The 18,947-nt window shown below is 65.7% G+C and carries 21 protein-coding genes and 2 pseudogenes; 9 read left to right on the forward strand and 14 right to left on the reverse strand.

Annotated elements, in window-relative coordinates:
* The first annotated feature begins 120 nt into the window (after positions 1 to 120).
* From dapB to AB0I14_RS05785, 4 genes are read left to right on the forward strand one after another with little or no spacing between them, the layout of a single operon-like run.
* Positions 121 to 858, forward strand: a complete 738-nt coding sequence (gene dapB, locus AB0I14_RS05770; protein ID WP_358017265.1) for a 4-hydroxy-tetrahydrodipicolinate reductase — start codon at positions 121 to 123, stop codon at positions 856 to 858.
* The gene (locus tag AB0I14_RS05775; RefSeq protein ID WP_358017267.1) at positions 855 to 1,325 is read left to right on the forward strand and encodes a hypothetical protein; all 471 of its coding nucleotides are present in this window, start codon (positions 855 to 857) and stop codon (positions 1,323 to 1,325) included. Before dapB ends, AB0I14_RS05775 begins: the two co-directional genes overlap by 4 nt.
* Entirely contained in the window at positions 1,322 to 1,777 is a 456-nt protein-coding gene (locus tag AB0I14_RS05780) for an NAD(P)H-dependent oxidoreductase (RefSeq protein WP_358017270.1), read from the forward strand. Before AB0I14_RS05775 ends, AB0I14_RS05780 begins: the two co-directional genes overlap by 4 nt.
* Positions 1,778 to 1,790: 13 nt before the next feature.
* Positions 1,791 to 2,255, forward strand: a complete 465-nt coding sequence (locus tag AB0I14_RS05785) for a hypothetical protein (RefSeq protein ID WP_358017273.1) — start codon at positions 1,791 to 1,793, stop codon at positions 2,253 to 2,255.
* 7 nt (positions 2,256 to 2,262) lie between these two features.
* Here AB0I14_RS05785 and AB0I14_RS05790 read toward each other — a convergent pair whose 3' ends face one another.
* Both AB0I14_RS05790 and AB0I14_RS05795 read right to left on the reverse strand, forming a co-directional pair.
* Positions 2,263 to 3,180 (reverse strand): CoA ester lyase, encoded by a 918-nt coding sequence (locus AB0I14_RS05790; RefSeq protein WP_358017276.1) that lies wholly within the window; start codon positions 3,178 to 3,180, stop codon positions 2,263 to 2,265.
* 57 nt (positions 3,181 to 3,237) lie between these two features.
* Positions 3,238 to 3,975: an alpha/beta fold hydrolase gene (locus AB0I14_RS05795; protein WP_358017279.1), complete on the reverse strand. Its 738-nt coding sequence runs from the start codon at positions 3,973 to 3,975 to the stop codon at positions 3,238 to 3,240.
* Between the two features lie 42 nt (positions 3,976 to 4,017).
* On the opposite strand from AB0I14_RS05795, the gene AB0I14_RS05800 reads away from it, so the two are divergent.
* Positions 4,018 to 4,818, forward strand: coding sequence for a thymidylate synthase (locus AB0I14_RS05800; protein ID WP_358017282.1), 801 nt, complete (start codon positions 4,018 to 4,020; stop codon positions 4,816 to 4,818).
* The gene (locus AB0I14_RS05805) at positions 4,815 to 5,306 is read left to right on the forward strand and encodes a dihydrofolate reductase (RefSeq protein ID WP_358017285.1); all 492 of its coding nucleotides are present in this window, start codon (positions 4,815 to 4,817) and stop codon (positions 5,304 to 5,306) included. The genes AB0I14_RS05800 and AB0I14_RS05805 overlap by 4 nt, the downstream gene beginning before the upstream one ends.
* Here AB0I14_RS05805 and AB0I14_RS05810 read toward each other — a convergent pair.
* Positions 5,288 to 6,529, reverse strand: coding sequence for a DUF4303 domain-containing protein (locus AB0I14_RS05810; protein ID WP_358017288.1), 1,242 nt, complete (start codon positions 6,527 to 6,529; stop codon positions 5,288 to 5,290). The two genes, AB0I14_RS05805 and AB0I14_RS05810, sit on opposite strands and share 19 nt — an antisense overlap.
* Positions 6,530 to 6,657: 128 nt before the next feature.
* Here AB0I14_RS05810 and AB0I14_RS05815 point away from each other — a divergent pair, with 128 nt between their 5' ends.
* A complete protein-coding gene (locus AB0I14_RS05815; protein ID WP_358017291.1) occupies positions 6,658 to 7,860 on the forward strand; it encodes a crosslink repair DNA glycosylase YcaQ family protein in 1,203 nt (400 codons plus the stop codon).
* On the opposite strand, the gene AB0I14_RS05820 is transcribed toward AB0I14_RS05815, so the two are convergent.
* Positions 7,837 to 9,243, reverse strand: coding sequence for an APC family permease (locus AB0I14_RS05820; RefSeq protein ID WP_358017294.1), 1,407 nt, complete (start codon positions 9,241 to 9,243; stop codon positions 7,837 to 7,839). The genes AB0I14_RS05815 and AB0I14_RS05820 overlap by 24 nt on opposite strands.
* 33 nt (positions 9,244 to 9,276) lie before the next feature.
* Positions 9,277 to 10,206, reverse strand: coding sequence for a proline iminopeptidase-family hydrolase (locus AB0I14_RS05825; protein WP_358017297.1), 930 nt, complete (start codon positions 10,204 to 10,206; stop codon positions 9,277 to 9,279).
* A 69-nt stretch (positions 10,207 to 10,275) separates the two neighbouring features.
* Between AB0I14_RS05825 and AB0I14_RS05830 the strand changes: the two genes are divergently transcribed.
* A complete protein-coding gene (locus AB0I14_RS05830) occupies positions 10,276 to 11,064 on the forward strand; it encodes a GntR family transcriptional regulator (protein WP_358017300.1) in 789 nt (262 codons plus the stop codon).
* 17 nt (positions 11,065 to 11,081) lie between these two features.
* Here AB0I14_RS05830 and AB0I14_RS05835 read toward each other — a convergent pair whose 3' ends face one another.
* From AB0I14_RS05835 to AB0I14_RS05875, 9 genes and pseudogenes are all read right to left on the reverse strand, one after another.
* Positions 11,082 to 12,332 carry a sulfotransferase gene (locus AB0I14_RS05835; protein ID WP_358017303.1) on the reverse strand — a complete coding sequence of 417 codons (1,251 nt, stop codon included), beginning with the start codon at positions 12,330 to 12,332 and terminating at the stop codon, positions 11,082 to 11,084.
* Positions 12,329 to 13,405, reverse strand: coding sequence for a DUF1214 domain-containing protein (locus AB0I14_RS05840; protein ID WP_358017306.1), 1,077 nt, complete (start codon positions 13,403 to 13,405; stop codon positions 12,329 to 12,331). The genes AB0I14_RS05835 and AB0I14_RS05840 overlap by 4 nt, the downstream gene beginning before the upstream one ends.
* Positions 13,402 to 14,013 (reverse strand): TetR/AcrR family transcriptional regulator, encoded by a 612-nt coding sequence (locus AB0I14_RS05845; protein ID WP_358017309.1) that lies wholly within the window; start codon positions 14,011 to 14,013, stop codon positions 13,402 to 13,404. Before AB0I14_RS05845 ends, AB0I14_RS05840 begins: the two co-directional genes overlap by 4 nt.
* A 124-nt stretch (positions 14,014 to 14,137) precedes the next feature.
* Positions 14,138 to 14,506, reverse strand: a complete 369-nt coding sequence (locus AB0I14_RS05850) for a hypothetical protein (protein WP_358017312.1) — start codon at positions 14,504 to 14,506, stop codon at positions 14,138 to 14,140.
* Positions 14,507 to 14,636: 130 nt separating this feature from the next.
* A complete protein-coding gene (locus AB0I14_RS05855) occupies positions 14,637 to 14,933 on the reverse strand; it encodes a hypothetical protein (protein ID WP_358017314.1) in 297 nt (98 codons plus the stop codon).
* Positions 14,934 to 15,178: 245 nt separating this feature from the next.
* Positions 15,179 to 15,598, reverse strand: coding sequence for a hypothetical protein (locus AB0I14_RS05860; RefSeq protein ID WP_358017317.1), 420 nt, complete (start codon positions 15,596 to 15,598; stop codon positions 15,179 to 15,181).
* 224 nt (positions 15,599 to 15,822) lie between these two features.
* A pseudogene (locus tag AB0I14_RS05865) lies at positions 15,823 to 16,008 on the reverse strand (DUF4926 domain-containing protein); the annotation flags it as partial.
* A 51-nt stretch (positions 16,009 to 16,059) separates the two neighbouring features.
* Positions 16,060 to 16,914: pseudogene (locus tag AB0I14_RS05870) on the reverse strand (hypothetical protein); the annotation flags it as partial.
* 172 nt (positions 16,915 to 17,086) lie between these two features.
* A complete protein-coding gene (locus tag AB0I14_RS05875) occupies positions 17,087 to 18,082 on the reverse strand; it encodes a DUF3558 family protein (RefSeq protein WP_358017319.1) in 996 nt (331 codons plus the stop codon).
* Between the two features lie 109 nt (positions 18,083 to 18,191).
* Here AB0I14_RS05875 and thyX point away from each other — a divergent pair, with 109 nt between their 5' ends.
* Positions 18,192 to 18,944, forward strand: coding sequence for an FAD-dependent thymidylate synthase (gene thyX / locus AB0I14_RS05880; protein WP_358017322.1), 753 nt, complete (start codon positions 18,192 to 18,194; stop codon positions 18,942 to 18,944).
* Positions 18,945 to 18,947: the final 3 nt, after the last annotated feature.

Below are 18,947 nucleotides of genomic sequence, written 5' to 3' on the forward strand. Positions count from 1 at the left end.
AACATTAGTTCGATACCCTGACAGGCTGGCCCGATTTGGGGCAGTAGTGGCAAACGAGACCGGAGTTTTTCTCGTACCGGAACGAATGCCCGTGCAACCCCGGGCAGTAGGCTCCCAACCATGCGAGTTGGTGTTCTCGGGGCTAAGGGCAAAGTCGGCGCGACCATGGTGCACGCGGTCGAATCCGCGGAAGATCTCACCTTTTCGACCGGGGTCGACGTGGGTGACCCGCTGACCCTGCTCACCGACACCAAGACCGACGTGGTCATCGACTTCACCCATCCCGATGTGGTGATGGACAACCTGAAGTTCCTCATCGACAACGGTATTCACGCTGTCGTCGGAACCACCGGGTTCACCTGGGATCGCATCGAGCAGGTGGAGGCATGGCTCAAGGCGAAGCCCGAAGCTGCGGTGCTCATCGCGCCGAACTTCGCCATCGGTGCGGTGCTGTCGATGCACTTCGCCCAGCAGGCGGCGCGCTATTTCGAATCGGTTGAGATCATCGAGCTGCACCACCCGCACAAGGCCGACGCACCGTCCGGCACGGCCGCTCGCACCGCGAAGCTCATCGCCGAGGCGCGGAAAGGCATGCCGCCCAACCCGGACGCCACCAGCACCGGGCTGGAGGGAGCGCGCGGTGCCGATGTGGACGGCGTGCCGGTGCACTCGGTGCGGGTGGCCGGGCTGGTCGCCCATCAAGAGGTGCTGTTCGGAACGCAGGGGGAGACGCTGACGATCCGGCACGACAGCCTGGACCGGTCCTCGTTCGTGCCGGGCGTGCTGTTGGCCGTGCGCAAGGTCGCCGAGCGGCCGGGCCTGACCATCGGCATTGAACCGCTGCTCGATCTGTCGTGAACGACGGCGCGCGGTCGCTGCGCATCCAACTGGTGATCGGCTTCATGTGCCTGGCGCTGATCGCCTACTTCCTGATGCTCGGACGTACCGCGTGGATCTTCATCATCTCGGGCGAGCCGGCCGCGATCGGACTGGGCCTGGCACTGATGGCGTTCCCGCTGATCGGCATCTGGGTGCTGGTCACCACGCTGCGGGCCGGCCTGGCGCATCAACGGTTGGCCCGCCTGGCCCGCGAACAGGGCATGGAACTGGACGTCAGCGAGCTACCGACGCGGCCGTCCGGTCGTATCGAACGGGACGCCGCCGACGAACTGTTCGGAACGGTCAAGGCCGAATTGGAAGCCGATCCGGACAATTGGGTTCGCTGGTACCGGCTGGCCCGCGCCTACGACTTCGCCGGCGATCGGGGCCGTGCGCGCGAGACCATGCGCACGGCGGTGCGGATGCAGGAACACCGGGCGCCATGACCAAGACGCTGTTGGTGGTGCATCACACGCCGTCTCCGGCAACGCGAGAGCTTCTGGAAGCGGTGCTGGCCGGGACGCACGATCCGGACATCTCCGGTGTCACGGTGGAGGCCAAGCCGGCGTTAGCTGCGACTGTTTCCGACATGTTGGCCGCCGACGGCTATCTGTTCGGAACCACAGCCAATTTCGGTTACATGAGCGGTGCACTGAAGCACTTCTTCGATACGGTGTACTACCCGAGCCTCGACCACGTGGCCGGGCGTCCGTACGGGCTGTGGGTGCACGGCAACAACGACACGGTCGGTGCGGCGAGCGCGGTCGACAAGATTGTGACCGGGCTGGCGTTGGTCAAAGCGGCTGACGTGCTTGAAGTTACGGGTGTGGTCGACGGCGGCGTCCGGGAACGGGCCTACGAGTTGGGCGGCACGTTGGCTGCCATGCTGATGGACTGACGAGAGGACAACAATGCCGGGGATCGCCGAACTTGCACTCGGAGCCGCGCCCATCGCCGGTGGTGCGATGCTCGGGGTGATCGCGGGCAACCTCAAACCGCCGGACATCCGCGGGATGATCACCAAGGATCTCGATCTGCTAGACCGGTTGCCCGCCGAGGATGTCGAACGGAAGGCACGGCTCAAGGCCAGCATCGACGAACGTATCGACGGCTTGATCGATGCGGGTGACCGCAGTCGCGAAATCCGTGAGGCCGCGATGTCCTACCGCGGGAATTGGCGGGACATCGTCGTTTTCGTGTGCGCAGTGCTGTTCACGATCATTTGGTGGAACGTCAGTCACAGCCGGAGCAACTGGCTGGTGATGTTCATAGCGATGATCATCGTTTCCGTGGCCGCGGGCATCTATGCCGGCCGGGGTGTGGTCCGCGCGATCAACACTTTCATGCACCGCGACGACGCCAAACCGCAGGCCTGAGCCGAACTCAGTAGTGGTACGTGTCGGACGGGGCCGGCACGTGGTCCGGGTCGTCGCTGTACTCGGGTTCGTGGATGCCGTACGCCCTGGCCAGATCGAGGATCTTGTTGGCCCGGGCGATACGGGGCAGGTCTGACCCGTTGCGGATCTCCCCGCCGTCACGCTGGAATTCGGCGAAAAACTCTTTCGCCCAGCTGATCTCGTCCTGCGAAGGGGCCAGGCCCTCGTTGACGGTGGGGCACTGATCGGGCGTCAGGCAGATCTTGCCGGTCATGCCGAACTCGGCCGAGACCGCCGTTGCCTCCGAAAGGCGCAGTGCGCTGGATCCCACGGTGGGGCCGTCGATGGCACCGGGGAGTCCGGCGGCCTTGGCGGCGATGGTGAACCGGGACCGCGCGTACGCCAGGGTGGCCGCGCTGTCGCCGAAACCGGTGTCGCGCCGGAAGTCGCCGATACCGAAAGCGAGACGGAATGCGCCCTTGGCCGAGGCGATCTCGGTGATCCGCTCCAGGCCGCGGGCAGTCTCGACCAGTGCGACGATCGGCACGTTGGGCAGCCGCCGGGCCGTCTCGGTGACATGGTCCACCGACTCGACCATGGCCAGCATGACGCCGCCCACCGAGGTGCCGGCCAGCATCTCCAGGTCGTCGGCCCACCACGGGGTGCCGAAGCCGTTGATCCGGACCCAGTCGCTGTTGCCGTCGGCCAGCCAGCGGGTCACCTTCTCGCGCGCGGAAACCTTGTCCTTGGGCGCCACCGCATCCTCGATGTCGAGGACGACGATGTCGGCGCGGGAACGGGCTGCCGGGGCGAAGCGCTCATACTGCGCGCCGTTGACCAGCAACCAGCTCCGGGCCAGTACCGGATCGATGCGGAACCCGGGCTCGGTGGGGTGGGACTCGTCGGAGAAGGGCTGGTCGTACATGCGTCAATCGTCGCTTACCCGGGCCGGGGCGAATCAGCCCGGGTCGGCGAAGTGTCCTCAGCTGAGTTTCGCCCCGAACAATGCCTCCATCGCGTCCCAGTGCCGTTTCGCGGCCGCCTCGTCGTACGGCGCATTGTCCGGGACGGCGAAACCGTGTGCGGCGGAATAGGTTTCGATGGTGTGCTCGACGCCCGCAGCGGTCAGGGCTTCATCGAGGGTCTTGGCTTGTTCGGCGGTGAACGACGCGTCGCCCTCGGCTCCGCCGACGTAGACCGCGGCCTGGATCTGGTCGGCGAGCAGGTGTGGGCTGCCCGGATCGTCGGAGGCCAGCCCGCCGCCGTGGAAGGACATGGCGGCCGCCACCCGATCGGGTACCCGCCCGGCGACCACCAGTGATGTCCGTCCGCCCATGCAATAGCCGGTGGTGCCGAACTTCTCACCGCTGACCTCCGGGCGGGCCTGCAGGTAGTCGAAGAACGCGCCGGCGTCGGCCGCCATGAACTCGGGGGTCACCTTCTGGATCATCGAGAACAGGCGCTGACGTTCGGCCTGGTCACCGAACACCGTGGCCATGTTGAACGGTGCCCAGCCGGCGTCGCGATAGTAGATGTCGGGTACCAGGACCGCGTACCCGTAGCCGGCCAGTTGGGCGGCCATCTGGTCGAAGGTGGCGCGTGGCCCACCCGCGTCGGGATACATGACGATGCCCGGCCATGGTCCCGCGCCTTCCGGGGTGACGAAGGTGACCGGGCAGGTCCCGGCGGGCGTGGTGATGGTGTCTTTGGTGGTCGGCATGGCTTCCGTTCTACTCCCCGGGTCGCCACGTAAGCTGAATGTGTGCCGATCGAGACGCCCTACGAGGACCTGCTGCGGAAGGTGACCGAGCAAGGGGTGGCGAAATCCGATCGCACCGGTACCGGCACCCGCAGTCTGTTCGGGCATCAGCTGCGCTACGACCTGGCCGCCGGGTTTCCGTTGATCACCACCAAGAAGGTGCACACCAAATCGGTGATCTACGAGTTGCTGTGGTTCCTGCGCGGCGATTCGAACGTGCGGTGGCTGCAGGACCACGGTGTGACGATCTGGGATGAATGGGCCAGTGAGACAGGCGATCTCGGTCCGGTCTATGGGGTGCAGTGGCGGTCGTGGCCGACCCCCTCCGGTGAGCACATCGACCAGATCTCGAATGCCCTCGAGCTGCTCAAGCGCGACCCTGACTCACGGCGCAACATCGTCTCGGCGTGGAACGTCGGCGAGATTCCCCAGATGGCGCTGCCGCCGTGCCACGCCTTCTTCCAGTTCTATGTCGCCGACCAGAAGTTGTCCTGCCAGCTGTATCAGCGCAGCGCAGACCTGTTTCTCGGAGTGCCGTTCAACATCGCCAGCTACGCCCTGCTGACCCACATGATGGCCGCGCAGGCCGGGCTCGGCGTCGGTGAGTTCGTCTGGACCGGCGGCGATTGCCACATCTACGACAACCACGTCGAGCAGGTGGCCCTACAGCTCAGCAGAGAACCCCGACCGTATCCGGAACTTGTTCTGGCTCAACGTGATTCGATTTTCGACTACAAGTACGAGGATATTGCGATTCTGAACTACGACCCACACCCGGCGATCAAGGCACCCGTCGCTGTATGACCGGTGATCTTCGAGCACTGGCGATGATCTGGGCACAGTCGACCTCGGGCGTCATCGGCCGCGACAACGGCATCCCCTGGCATCTGCCGGAGGACCAGGCCCGGTTCAAGCAACTCACCCTCGGACAGACCGTGGTGATGGGCCGTCTGACCTGGGAGTCGCTGCCGGCCAAGGTCCGGCCGTTGCCGGGGCGGCGCAATGTCGTCATCACCCGCAATCCCGGCTATGCGGCGGAAGGTGCCGAGGTCCTGACCGGACTCGACGACGTCTTCCGGGGCTGGGTGATCGGCGGGTCGCAGATCTATTCGCAGGCGCTTCCGTTCGCCGTGCGGTGCGAGGTGACCGAGGTCGACATCGACCTGCCCCCGGCCGAGGGGGACGCGTTGGCGCCGGTGCTCGATGGTTCCTGGACCAGGACCACTGGGGAGTGGCTGACCAGCGGCTCAGGGCTGCGATACCGGTTCTGCAGCTACGTGCGGGAGCGGTAGCCGGCCAGCCTGCGCACCTCGCTGTCGGGGTCTTCGGCAGCCAGCTCGTCGATGCGTCGCTCCAGATCCTTCACCACATCACTGTCGAGGTCGCCGGGGCCCATGGGGCCGATCAGATCACTGATGACGATGACCGCGTGACGACGGATCACCGGTTCGGGATGCGCGAGTCCGAGTGGGGCGCCGGGTAGGTCGGCGACGTCCAGGGTGCAGTACCCGGTTCCCAGCTTCAGATCCTCCGCCACCTTCCCGGCAACCGTCGCATCGGCGAGTCCGGCGGCCAGCAGCGTGTAATCCAGCGGCAGGTGCCCGCGCCCGTGATCGCGAAACGAACGGTACGGCGCGGCGACCGCGGCCGATCTGCTGCCGGCCGAAAGGTCGGTGCGAGCCAGCACCTCCAACCCGGCGCCGAGGCGGCCGAGGGCCGTGGCCACCCAGTCGTGGGCGTTGCCGCGCAGCGGTAGGGCCGCCCACAGAGCATCCATCACTTCGGGTGCCGCGATGTTCAGGTCGGCGAGAAATTTGCCTCCCGCCCAAGCAGTTTCGGGGTGGCCGAGGGCGGCAATCCCGACCGGTACCGCCGCCGCACCGGTGTCGAGCAGCAGTTGGGTCGCGCGTTCCCGGCCGAGCTCGTTGCCCGGCCCGGCGATCAGACCGGCCGCTGCGGCGAGTACGGGCACCCGCTGCTCGACGGGCATGGCGAGCAGGCCACGTTCGGTCTCGGCTGCGGCGACGTACTCGGGGAAGTGGCGTCGCAACTCGTCGGCGGTCAACGAACGAACCAGGAGATCCGCGTCCTCGTCATCGAGGTAGACCACCGCATCGTCGGGCAGGGTGCCGTCGGTGACGAGCGCGCTCCGAGTCTTGGCGGCGATGTTCAGCATCGCCTGGGCGAACCGGTCCCACTCCTGCTCCCACTGCGCGCGGGGCAGGCCGGTAACCGCTGCACTCAGCCGATCACTCCACTGCGAATCGGTTTCGCCCCACTCGTAGTCCTGGTGCTCCCAATCCGGCGGACTGAACCGGCAATCCGGCTCCTCGACCGACTCCTCGGTGGCCAGCGCCAGGTTGGGCAGGTAGATAACCCCGGTGGTCTCGGCATAGAACTCGCTGAACGCCACGGCGTACGGCGTCTCCGACGCTGCGTTCGCGACCAGCGCGCGCACTGCATCCACAGCGGCCAGGGTCAATTCCGTCTCGAACGCATCCCAATCCAACGCCACCCGGACAGTATCGCCAACTGGGGCGGCGGACTTGTCGGTCCCCTCGTTCCAATCCGCTCCGCTACTTGTCGGTCCCTTCGCTCCAATCCGCTCCGCTACTTGTCGGTCCCCTAGGGAACGATGGCAGGGTGGCTACCCTCACGACCGCGCAGGCCCGTCGCATTGCCGTCGCCGCACAGGGGTTTCACGCACCCAAACCCCGCGGCCCGGTCACCCGCGCGCATCTGCGCAAGTTGATCTCCCGGATTCAGGTGCTGCAGCTGGATTCGGTGTCGGTGGCCGTGCGGGCGCACTACGCGCCGGTGTTCAGTCGGCTGGGTCCGTACGACCGAGACGCACTCGACCGGGCAGCGTGGTCGCACAGCGCGCGTTCACCGCGGCTTCTGGTGGAGTACTGGGCGCACGAGGCCGCGCTGATGGCGGTCGAGGATTGGCCGCTGCTGCGATGGCGGATGCGGGAGTACACCCACGGCCGGTGGGGCACCGAGATCGTCCGGAAGAACCCCAAGCTGGCCGACGACATCGTGGCCGCGGTCGCTGAGCTCGGGCCGTCCACCGCCGGCCAGATCGAGGCCCATCTGGAGTCCGAGCCGCGCGGCCGCAAGGGACCGTGGTGGGACCGTAGTGAGACCAAGTGGGTGGCCGAGGCACTGTGGTCCGCGGGGGTTCTGACGACGGCGACGCGCGTCGGCTTCGCCCGGCACTACGACCTCACCGAGCGTGTGCTGCCACCGGAGGTGGTGGACCGCCAGGTCGACGATGAGGAGGCGGTCCGGGAGCTCGCCTTGCGGGCGGCCACTGCGCTGGGCGTCGGCACCGAGGCCGACATTCGCGACTATTTCCGGATGGGGGCACGGCAGGTCAAGCCGGCGATCGCCAAGCTGGTGGCGGACGGGGAGCTCGAGCCCGTTGACGTCGAGGGCACCCCGGCGTACCTACGTGCGGGACAGACCGTGCCGAGCCGTGACCGCGGGACCGCACTGCTGTGCCCGTTCGACCCGTTGATCTTCTTCCGGCCCCGCGTTGAGCGGTGGTTCGATTTTCACTACCGCATCGAAATCTACGTACCAGCACCCAAACGCCAATTCGGCTACTACGTATGGCCGTTTCTTCTCGACGGGGAGCTGGTGGCGCGAGTGGACCTCAAACGCACCGACGCCGCGCTGCAGGTACCCGGCGCGTTCATGGAGGACGGCCAGGACCCCGCGCGGGTGGCGGAGGCCCTGGCCGTCGAGCTGAGGACGATGGCGTCGTGGCTGGGGGTGGGCGAAGTCGAGGTGGGGGACCGTGGCGACCTCGCCGAGCCGTTACGTCGCCGGTTCCTCAGCTAGTTCAGGGACCCCGCGTCCTCGGATCATGTTGGTGGCGAAAATGATCCCACCGATCACGAGCCACACGATGCCGCCGATCTTGGCCAGTGCGTCGGCATTGATCAACACGTAGCCGATGATCAGGAAGCCGATGGTCGGCACCACGAGGTGCAGCAGGTAATTCTTCGACTTCTGGCGCACCAGGTAGTACCAGATGACCGAGGCGTGCAGCAGGCAGAAGCCGAACAGCGCACCGAAATTCACCAGCGACGAGATCAATCCGATCTGGCCGACGAAGAACAGCACCAGCACCAGGCTCAGGGCACTGACCACCAGGATGGCTGCGATCGGCACCTTGCGGGAGCTGATCGTGGACAGGAATGCGGGCAGCTGGCGATCGCGGCTCATCGAGAACAGCAACCGGCTGGTGGCGGCCTGGGCGGCCATCGCGTTGGCGAAACCGACGGCCAGCACGTTGACCACGAAGAACGCGTTCATCCAGCCGGTGCTGGACGCGGCCTGTACCAAGAGGAAGAAAGCGTTGCCGACCTCGTCGTCGCTGAACGATTCGCGGCCCCCGGCCAGGAGGCTGGCCAGCCAGGTCTGGGTGATGAACAGGAATGCCACCACGAACAGGGCGACGATCATCGCCCTGCCGGCCGGGTTCTTCTTACCGGTCGATTCCTCGGCCAGTGTCGAGATGCCGTCGAAGCCAAGGAAGCTCAGCACCGCGATCGACAGCGCGGTCGCGATCAACGGTGCGGTGACCACCTCGGAGTTCCAGATCGGCAGTACGCTCCACCCGACGTCGGGTAGCGACTGTCCGTTGATGGCGCGGACCGCGATGATCACGAACAGCACGACGAAAACCAGTTCCACGGCGAGGAATAGGCGGTTGACCAGCTTGAGCGAACCCACGCCGAGCAGGTTGATGATCGTGTTGACCACCACGAAGACGATCGCCCACACCCAGCGCGGAGTGTCCGGGAAGAGTCCGACCATCGATTCGGCGGCGAAGACGTAGAGCAGGGTGGGGATCAACAGGTAATCGAGCAGGATGGCCCAGCCGGCGAAGAATCCCAGGCCGGGGTGGATGCCGCGGCCGACATAGGAATACACCGACCCGGCGAGCGGGAACGACTTGGCCATCTGCGAGTAGGCCAGGGCGGTGAACACCATGGCGATCAGGCCGATCAGGTAGACCAGCGGCACCATGCCCGACGCGCTGTTGTAGACCGTCCCGAAGATGGTCCACGGTGCGATGGGCACCATGAACACCAGGCCGTAGACGATGAGGTCGGCCGTGGAGACTGAGCGGCTGAGTTCCTGCTTGTAGCCGAATGATTCGAGATCGCGTTGTCCTTCACCGGTGGTGAGGTGGGCGGCGGCCGCTTCGGTTGCCAATGGCGTTCCTGTCGAGTCGAAGGGAAGTGGGGTTTAGACCCGGGCGGCAGCGGCCAGATCGTGCTGATTCAGGAACTCGGCGATCACCGAGCGGAACTCCTCGGGTTTCTCCAGGTGGGTGCAGTGACTGGTGTCACCGAACACGTGACTGCGGGCGTCGGGAATCAGGTCGGCATAGGGCTGCCAGGTCGCCGGGGTGGCCTCGTCGAACTCGCCGGCGATGACGAGTGTCGGGGCGGTAACCGATGGCAGGCGGTCGATGATGCTCCAGTCGCGCAGAGTTCCGATGACGTGAAACTCGTTGGGGCCGTTCATCGTGTAGTACACCGTCGGCTCGGCCTCCATCTGGGCCACGGTGTCGGCGAAGTCCTTCGGCATCGGCTCGACCCGGCAGACATGGCGACGGTAGAACTCCTCCGTCGCTGCCAGGTACGCGGGATCGGTGACCGTGCCATCGGCCTCATGTCGCTCCAGCGCGGTCCGGGCCTCCGGCGGCAATTGAGCGCGAAGTTCGGCGGCGCCTTCGACCCACAGTTGCATCGAGGCGGGGGAGTTGCAGATCGACAGCGAAGCCAGTCCGGCTGGGGCGCGGACGGCGATCTCGGCGCCGAGCATGCCGCCCCAGGACTGTCCGAGCACGTGGTACCGGTCGACGCCGAGAGCCTCGCGGACGGTGTGGAACTCATCGACGAAGAGTTGTGGTGTCCAGAAGTCGGCAGGGGCGTCGGGAAGGTGTGTGCTGTTACCGCAGCCCAACTGGTCGTAGTGGACGACAGTGCGGCCGGTCTCGTCGGCCAGGGCGGCGATGTTGGCGACGTAGTTGTGGGCCATGCCGGGTCCACCGTGCAGGACGAACAACGGAAGAGCGTCGGGTCGGGCGCTTTCGGGTGTGGTGACCTGGACCCAGGTCTCGTGACCGCGGAAGGACACTGTGCGGGTGGAACGAGGCATGGCCGTCAGCATGGACCACTAATGGTCTTGTGACAAGACCATTAATCAGGATTTAATTTGAGACGTCGATATTGTGTGCCCATGGGGATTGCCGAGCCGCAGCCGACAGAGCCCGCGGGTGCCACGCCCGGGCTGCTCGAGCGCGAACTCGAACCCTCGTCGCGAGTGGATGAAATCACCGACCGTCTCGTCACCGCAGTGGCGATCGGCGAATACCTGCCCGGATCGCGTCTGCCTGCCGAGCGTGAACTCGCCGCGTCCCTGCGGGTCGGCCGGATGACGGTACGCGCGGCCCTGGCCCGGCTGGTCGAGCTGGGCTTGGTGGAGACCCGGCGCAGCGGACGCGGCGGCGGCACCTATGTGCTGCAGCAATGGCCGGAGTCGTCGACCGCCGCCGTCGGCCGCACCCTGACCACGCGGCTCGATGAACTGCGGGACCGCTGCGATGCCATCTGCCGCATCCACGGTGCGGTATGCCGTGCGGCCGCGGAGGCCCGAACCGACCGTGACCTCGAGGTGCTGAGGGAGCGGCTCGAGGCATACCGCTGTGCAGAGAGCGGCCTGGCCGCCCAGCAGGCGGACAGCGCGTTGCACCTGGCGATCATGGACGCGGCCGGCAATACCGTGCTCAAACAGATGCTGCTCGAGTTGGAGGCCTCCGTGAGCATCGCCGCCCCGGCCCACCTGTGGGGTGAATCGGCGACCATGCGCCAGATGGAGCTACGGGCCCTGCGGGAGCACGAACAGCTGATCGATGCGATCGCCGGGCGTCGCGGGGACGACGCCGAAGCACTGGCACGCGAACACCTGGCGATCGACTTCGAACACATCTCCGCCGCGATGCGGCGCGCCGGAGGCCTGGCCGACTGACGGGTTGGCCAGGGTATCTAGCCGAGGAACCGCTCGCGGTAGGCGCGGAATCGCTCGGCCAAGGCGGCCGGGTCGAGCCCCAGATCGGCCGGGTCGTAGATGACGCCCCCATAGCGTCCGCGGGGGTGTTCGGTGAGGAAGTCGCTCATGGCCGTGCGGACGTCGTCGCCGAACGGTTGGCCGGCGAGTCGGTAGATATCGGCCAGCGTGCCCCGTTCGTCGGCCATGAAGTCGTCGAACCGGACGTCGATGGATTGCCCGGCGGGCAGCGCGTCGCGGTCGCGGATACAGCCGGCGAGCAGATCGTCGATGCGGCCCAGCCAGTATCCGGTCAGCTTCGCCACATCGGGCTGCGTGACCGCCATCCGCATCGAGTAGCAGATCATCGTCATCATCGACAGCGTCACGTCGACCGGATTGCGGTGGGTGACAATGAAAGTCGCATCCGAGAAGGTCGCGGCGAGAGTTGGGAACTGCTCCAGGTGCTGCGGTGATTTCAGCACCCAGCGGGACCCCCCACGCAACCACTGCATGGCCTGCAGGGTGCGCTTGACGTACGCATAGGACGGCGCCTGATCGTGTGCCTTGTAATGAGCCGCGAAACTCGGCACGTAATACATGGTTTCCCACAGCATGCCGGAAATGTCATTGGCGAGGAGCTGGATCTCCTCGTGGGCGTGCTCGACGGTCATGTCGTGCATGCGGCGGAACTCCGGCATCGACGAGCTGATCATTTCCAGGCCGGCGGCACACCGATCCCCCCGCGGTCCGGGTGTGTCTTCCTCCCCGGGCGCAGGCACGGGTTCGAGGCTCTCCCAGTACGGCAGGTGGCGTAGCGCGGGATCGGCGGCGAGCAGATTGTGCAGATGCGTGGTGCCGGTGCGGGGCAGACCGCAGATGATGATCGGCCGGTCGATCTCGATGTCCTCGATCTCGGGATGGTCGGCGATCAGTGCCTCCAGCCGCAGCCGGTTGACCAGGCTGCCCACCAGCTGTTCGAATGCCATCGCCAGGCCGGAGTCGCACAGGCCGGCCTCCTCGCGCAGGGCGGTACAGAGCACGTCGAGACGTTCCCCGAACGCCGGGTCGCCGAAATCATCCAGCCCGGATCGCTCGGTCGCGGCCGTCAATAGCGATTCCGGGTTCAGCTCCAGATTCGCGCCGTAGGCGGCCAGTCCGTCGCGGATCGGTTGTGCTGCCGGGGGATAGACCGGGTTCGACAGGTCGTCGAACCGGATCGGTGCCGGACGTTGCAGGTCGGTGGTCACAGGGCCGCGACCTCGGCCACATCGATGACCCGGCACTGCGGGTGCGCGGGGGTCTCGTCGGGCAGGAACCAGCGCAGCCAGATCAGGCCCTTGGGCCGGCCGGCCGTCGAGACCCAGTTCGGGTGGCCCGGGTCCTTGTCGCTGATGACGATCCGCCAGGACCCGTCCGGTTCGTAGGTGACGTGGGCACCGTTGATGGTGACCCGCTCGTGGGTGTAGTCGAAGGTGTGCAGAAACGGATTCCACAGGCAGAGGTTCCAGAACACGCACTCCGGTGAGGTGCCCTCGATGATGAGAGCCTGATCGGGCTCCAGCTCGTAGGCGCCCATGGCGTACGCCGCGTCGGCGGCGGACCACCCGTAGGCGTTCTGGGGGACCGGGAACGGCGGGTGCAACTGGTTGGCGGGCTCCACCTTGGTGGGCAGGAACGAAACCTGTTCGTGCAGCCAGGCCTTGGCGTAGCGGAAGCGGCGGGCCAGTTCGGCGGCGCTGTCGGAGCGCCGGGCCGGCGGATTGAGCGCCTCGATGTGCCACACCGGCCGGCGGCCGGTGGTGGGATCGTTCAGATAGTCACGGGTCAAGGCGAATTCGGTGTCGGCATCGAGTTTGAGCCAGGTCCCCGGGTGAGAATCGGGACTCATGATGAACTCGAAGTTTCCGTCCTCGTCGAACTCCAGGTCCCGGTTGTTGATGGTGCCGACGATGCGATCGCTGTAGCGGCCTTCACCGGGCCCGCCGTAGACGGTCATCGACAGATACACCGCATCGCCGCGGTTCCCGGTGACTCGATAGGTGCGGGCGGGGTTCAGTGGTGCGAGTTGATAGAAGGCGTCGGAGTTGTCGCCGCCCCATTTGAGGTACGGGCTGATGACGTCGACCAGGATCGGCTTGTCACGGTCGCCCCACACGTAGGCGTCGACGCTGACCCTCAGCACGCTGAACGCCAGCCGGTATCCGTCGAGCAGGTCGGGTTCACTCAGCGCGGGCTCGGTAGTGAGCAGCTTCTGTTCGATGCCGCGCATCTCGTCGAGAAGCGCGTTGAACGCCTCGGACAGTTCGGCCTTGTCGGTCATGGTCGATCCTTCTTTCGTGGTTGTTTACGTCCTGCTCCTTCGATCAGCAAGGAGCACAATCGATCTGCGGTGTCGTCGACATCGATGTCCGGTTCCATATGGGCGGAGTAGAAGGCGGTGCCGATCAACGCCTGGTAGACCATGTCGACGTCGACATCGCGACGGACTCGGCCCTGCTCTACGCCTGAGGCCACCAGGGAGCGGAAGGCGCCCTTGGTCTGCTCATCGAGCAGTTGCTGGGTCTTGATGTGTAGCTCCGGGTCGCGGCGACGTTCGGTGAGGATGCCGAGCGCGGCGGCCTCGACCACGGGGTCGCGCCAGAAGGTGAGCACCGCTGAGGTGAAGCTCCGCAGGTCGGCCTCGAAATCTCCTGAGAGCGAAAGGGGTTCACCGCCAGGTGGCTGACCGAATGCGGCATCGAAGACCAGGTGGGCCTTCGACGGCCAACGCCGGTAGATGGTGGGCCGGCTGACACCGGCCTCGCGGGCGATGGCCTCGATGGACAGTTGGTCATAGCCGTCACGTGCCAGTAGGGCACGGGTGGCACGCATGATGTCGCGCTGGGTTTGTGGATCACGTGGCCGTCCGGGGCCTGTGAGCGAGGACACATGATTAAGTTACGATGCGTCACGTAATTAGGTCAATAGGGGGATGAGTATTGCGCCGATTTCGACCGAACGGTTGTGATCGGCATCTTGAAACCGCCCGTCGCTCACCAGCCCGGGCGGGCGGTCAGGTCCCGCGGTCAATCAGGTCGAACACCATCACTGCATGTGCAAACCGGTGCGGGGTCACGCCGACCTCGCCATACGGATGGTCCAGCATGAAGACCAGGTAGAGCAGCAACGCAAGTAGAACGGTCACCGAACTCACCAGAATCATGTGGGCGCGGTTGTTCTCGAGCCGCATGAAGCTGGCCAGGCTGATCAAGACCAGGCTGCCGAAGACCAGGGCGCACCACAACAGAGGGGGTATGCGTGGACTCGAGTTGAGGATCCGCGCACTGCGGTCAGAGGTCAGGACGGCCAACTGGCTGAGGAACTGGCTGTTGATCGGGCTCGCGGCAGCGTCGGGTTTGGCGGTGCCGACGATGCGATACATCTCGGTGAGCGCGCGCCGGCCATTGTTGCTGATGGTCGCTGATCACCCCAAAGTCGCCCATAGCTGACCAGGATGGCAGCAAACTTCTCGTCGCGGAGGCGGATCGTTCGGTTATTGCGGCTGCTACGGATCAGATCATCTGCAGGGCCGCGAGACAGACATCGGTCGAGGCGAAGGCTCTGGCGGGCTTGACGCGTTTGTGGGCCACGCCGCCGAGCCGCCTCTCGGAGAAGATGATGCGACCGTCGGGGCTGAACCCAATTTCCAACTCCGTCACCACGCCGGTTGCGCTGAGCAGAGGGTGTTCCCACACCATCGTGCGGTACTCAGCATTCGGGCCGCTGTCGAAGATCAGGTCCCAGTCTTTCTCGTTGGCGCGTTCGCGGACCAGATCAAGCATCTCGTAGTGCACGATGGTTCCTCTCATGATTGTTTTCGGCAGTCGATTGATGGAGATGTATTGCGCGACAGGGCCATCGATGCGGTCTCGCCGGGACGTCTGTCGGTGCTTCGAGCTTGGTCCCATCGGCGTCCGGCGTCTGTCCGCTCATCGGCCCACCGCCCGGGCCACTCTGGATCCGCCGATCGGGGGACAAGGATGGACGGATTGGTCGCTGCCCCTCGATCAGCGACCAATCCATCGGTCTGCGTGACTCGGCCCTTCCCGGTGACTCAGCGGCCGGGAATGACCTGGGTGACCGTGGCCTGCAAGTCGGCGCCCTCGGGGCCGGAAATGCCGGTCTCCCGGTCGAAGGTCGCCGTACCATCGCCGTCGATGGTGAAGTTGCCGACCTGGTCCTGGTCGCCACCGGTCACCTTGAACACAACAGTTGTTTTCTCCGGCAGCGGTTTTGCGCTCACATACTGTGGGTTGATGGTGTACCGGTAGTTGCACCCGGCGGAGCCGTAGCACTTCTGCTCGGTGACGACCACGCCGATGACGAAATCGGCTGCGGTGGGTGGCAATACCGCAGGAGACGGTGTGGCAGACGACGACAACCCGGCATCCCACCTCGGTGTGTCGGTGGGCTTCGTCGAGGCCCGGTCCGGCGACACGCAGCCCGCCAATGCGAGTGTTGCGCCAAGTGTCAACAGAGCCAGAGTATTTCGGTGTGCCCGACCGGCAGCGGCAATGGTCCTGCCGGTGATTCTGCGTAGCATCGATAGACCTTCCTTTTCAGGTGGGTGGGCCGGGTGGCGGGGCAGGGTCCAAGCTGTGAACCCGCCGCCCGGTGTCCGGGGAACAGGACAGTAAAGAGGAAGGGTCCGACAAGTTCGGTCAGGCGACCGGCGGCGGTCGGTTGAGAACTCAGCCGCTAGATGACTTCGAGGTATTCCTCGAGCACCGTGACAACCGCTTCGGTGTTGCCCTGCGAATCCATGAACTCCACCTCATACGCGGGTGGGAGGTCGGATTGCGAATATCTGGTGTGGTCCATCACGACCGTCCCGATCGCCCCGGCCGGCAGGTTGTGTTCCGGCATGGGTCGTGTCAGTCGGACCTGGCCGTATTCTTCCGGTTTTGCCGGCTCGGCCCGCCGGGAATTCTGCGCGCGCTCGTACTCGGCGGCGCTGGAGACGGCGAGCGCGACGGCGCTGCCGACGGCCGCGATGAAAGCGATGACCACCAGCCAGCCATATCCAGGCCGCGAAACATCACCCAGCAGAACCACACCCACGATGCCGGGCACCACGGTTTCGCCGACCACCAATGCCGCAGCCACACCGTTCACCGAACCCACCTGCAAGGCAACGGTGAACAAGTAGAAGCCACCGAGACCGGCGAGCACCACGGCCCACGTCGCCGGGTCAGCGATCAGTACCTGGAGGTTCAGGGGATCGAGACCGTCGACGAGCCGTATCGCCACGGCCATTGCCCCGTAGAGCACGCCGGCGATCAGGCCGGCCGGCACTGCGGCATTCCGCCCGAGCAACCGGGCCAGTGTGGCACCCAGGCCCAGGATGACCGCGGACACCACCAGCACACCCCAATGCATGGCAGCGCCTGGATCGCGGTCGCCCAGATGTCCGGCGGTGGCTCCCAGGATGCACAGCGCCACAAGAACTATCGCGATCGCAGTCCAGTCGCGGCGGTGCAGCCGAACGTGGAGAACGAAGATGCTCAACACCGCGGTCACCACGAGGTTGGCGCTGATGATCGTCTGAGAAAGGAACAGTGGAATCAACCGGGCCGAGACCAGGCTGCCCACGAAGCCGAGAAGGTCGAGCGCCATTCCCGCGATGAAGACCGGTGCCAGCATCGCGCCGATCGTCGACCGTAGGGTGGGGCCGCTGTCTGGGGTGTCGGCTTCCGTCGCACTCGAACGTCCCGCGGCATACGACTGCAACACGGAGGCCGTGCCATAACCGACGCACGCCAGCAATGCGGCGGCTACGCCGATCAGCACTGCAAACCGTCGTGGTGTGCCGGTGCGATCGGGACAACGCGGAACATCAGCCGAGTCTAGGAGGGTGACCTCTCCGGTTCGGGTAAACGGTCGCCGATTTCTACAGCAGGGTTGTCGTCTCGGCCGAGCAACAGCCCGGAGGTGGAAAGCGACGCGTCAGCGATTCCTGAGGTCAGCGCGGAAGCTGATTCAGCACGGCCGTCGTCACATCCAACACCACTGCTGCGTCGTCGCCGTCGACCGCGACGACGGGGACGAGTCGGCTCGGGCGGCCGGCGTCGACGCCGTCGAAGCCGTCACCGACGATCACGTCAGCGAAGGTCGTTCCCTCGTGAACCTTGCGATAACCATCGTGATTCCCGAACTTCGTCGGCTCGCCATCGGCGGCCACCACTTCATGCGCCTGGTAGTCGAACGTCACCAAGACTTCGGTCGTATCGACGGTGAAGAAACACGACGTGAGCGACTGGTCCTTCCAGTCGAACGACACCTTTCGCGACTCCTGCAATTTCGGCACGACCGCGCACGGAGCCGAGTCGGTGAGGGCGGTCACCGTCGTGTGCGGGGAAGTGCCCTGCGTCGGGTGTTCCGGCCATTTCGAGATCACTGCGCGGGCCAGCGGATTGGCAGTCGCGCAGGCATCGCGATCGCGTTCCGTCGACACCCTCATCCGCACCGCAATCTCGTTCTCGAACGCCACGTCGTAGTTGCATGCGCTTTCGACGAGCTGATCACGCACCTCGGGCGCGAGAGCCGAGGCAGCATCGATTCGGCGTGCCTTGACACCGTCGAGCTCCTCGAGGGTGCCGAGCGACGAGGTCAGGAAATCGAACGGCGCGAAGGCAATTGACCAACTGACGTCGATCCCGCGGGTGGTGCCGTCATCCACGAGGGCTTCACACGAGGTCGAGTTCGACGAAGTCCCGATCACCCGGACGGTCCCGAGCGCCTCGAGATGTCTGGGCTCGATCAAGGCGCACGGATCGATCCCGCGCGCCCACGTGATGGTCTCCGCACGTGACAGCTTCTGCGGTGCCGGCGTCGAAGTCGACGTGGGCGACGGTGCGGTTTCCGTCGTCGTCGAGGTTGTCGTTGAGGTTGTCGTCGAGCAACCCGCGGCCAGCACCGCCACTGCCGAGAACACCCCGACCCGCACCGACTGCAACATTGCGTCCCCCCACGCTGGATGAAGCCCGAAGTCTGCCACCCGTCTCGGCGACGATCTCTCATACAGACATTGGTGCGGCCCGCCAACAGCTCGACAGTAGGGTGGGCGAGTGGCCGAGATCGCGCCGCTGCGCGTGCAGCTGATCGCCAAGACGGAATTCCAGGCACCGCCTGACGTGCCGTGGAGCACCGATGCCGCGGGCGGGCCCGCGCTCACCGAGTTCGCGGGCCGGGCCTGTTACCAGAGCTGGTCGAAGCCCAACCCCAGGACGGCGACCAACGCGAGCTACATCCGCCACATCATCGACGTCGGCCATTTCTCGGTACTCGAACACGCGTCGGTGTCGTTCTACATCAGCGGCATCTCCCGGTCGGCCACCCACGAACTGATCCGGCACCGGCACTTCTCCTACTCGCAGCTCTCACAGCGCTACGTCCCCGAGAACGACGCCGAGGTGGTGGTTCCGCCCGGGTTCGAGGACGACCCGGAGTTGGTGGAGCTCTTCACCGCAGCGGCCGACGCCAGCCGCGCGACCTACACCGATCTGCTGGCACGCCTGGAAGCCAAGTTCGCAGACCAGCCCAATGCTGTTCTGCGTCGCAAGCAGGCCCGGCAGGCCGCCCGGGCGGTGCTGCCCAACGCCACCGAGACCCGCATCGTGGTCACCGGCAACTACCGCGCCTGGCGCCACTTCATCGCGATGCGGGCCAGCGAACACGCCGATGTGGAGATCCGCAGGCTGGCGATCGCATGCCTGCGTGAGCTCGTCGAAGCGGCCCCCGCGGTGTTCTCCGATTTCGAGATTTCGACGCTCGCGGACGGCAGCGAGGTGGCAACGTCTCCCTTGGCCACAGAGGCTTGACGG

It is taken from the genome of Mycobacterium sp. NPDC050441 (assembly GCF_040655355.1).
GTDB lineage: Bacteria > Actinomycetota > Actinomycetes > Mycobacteriales > Mycobacteriaceae > Mycobacterium.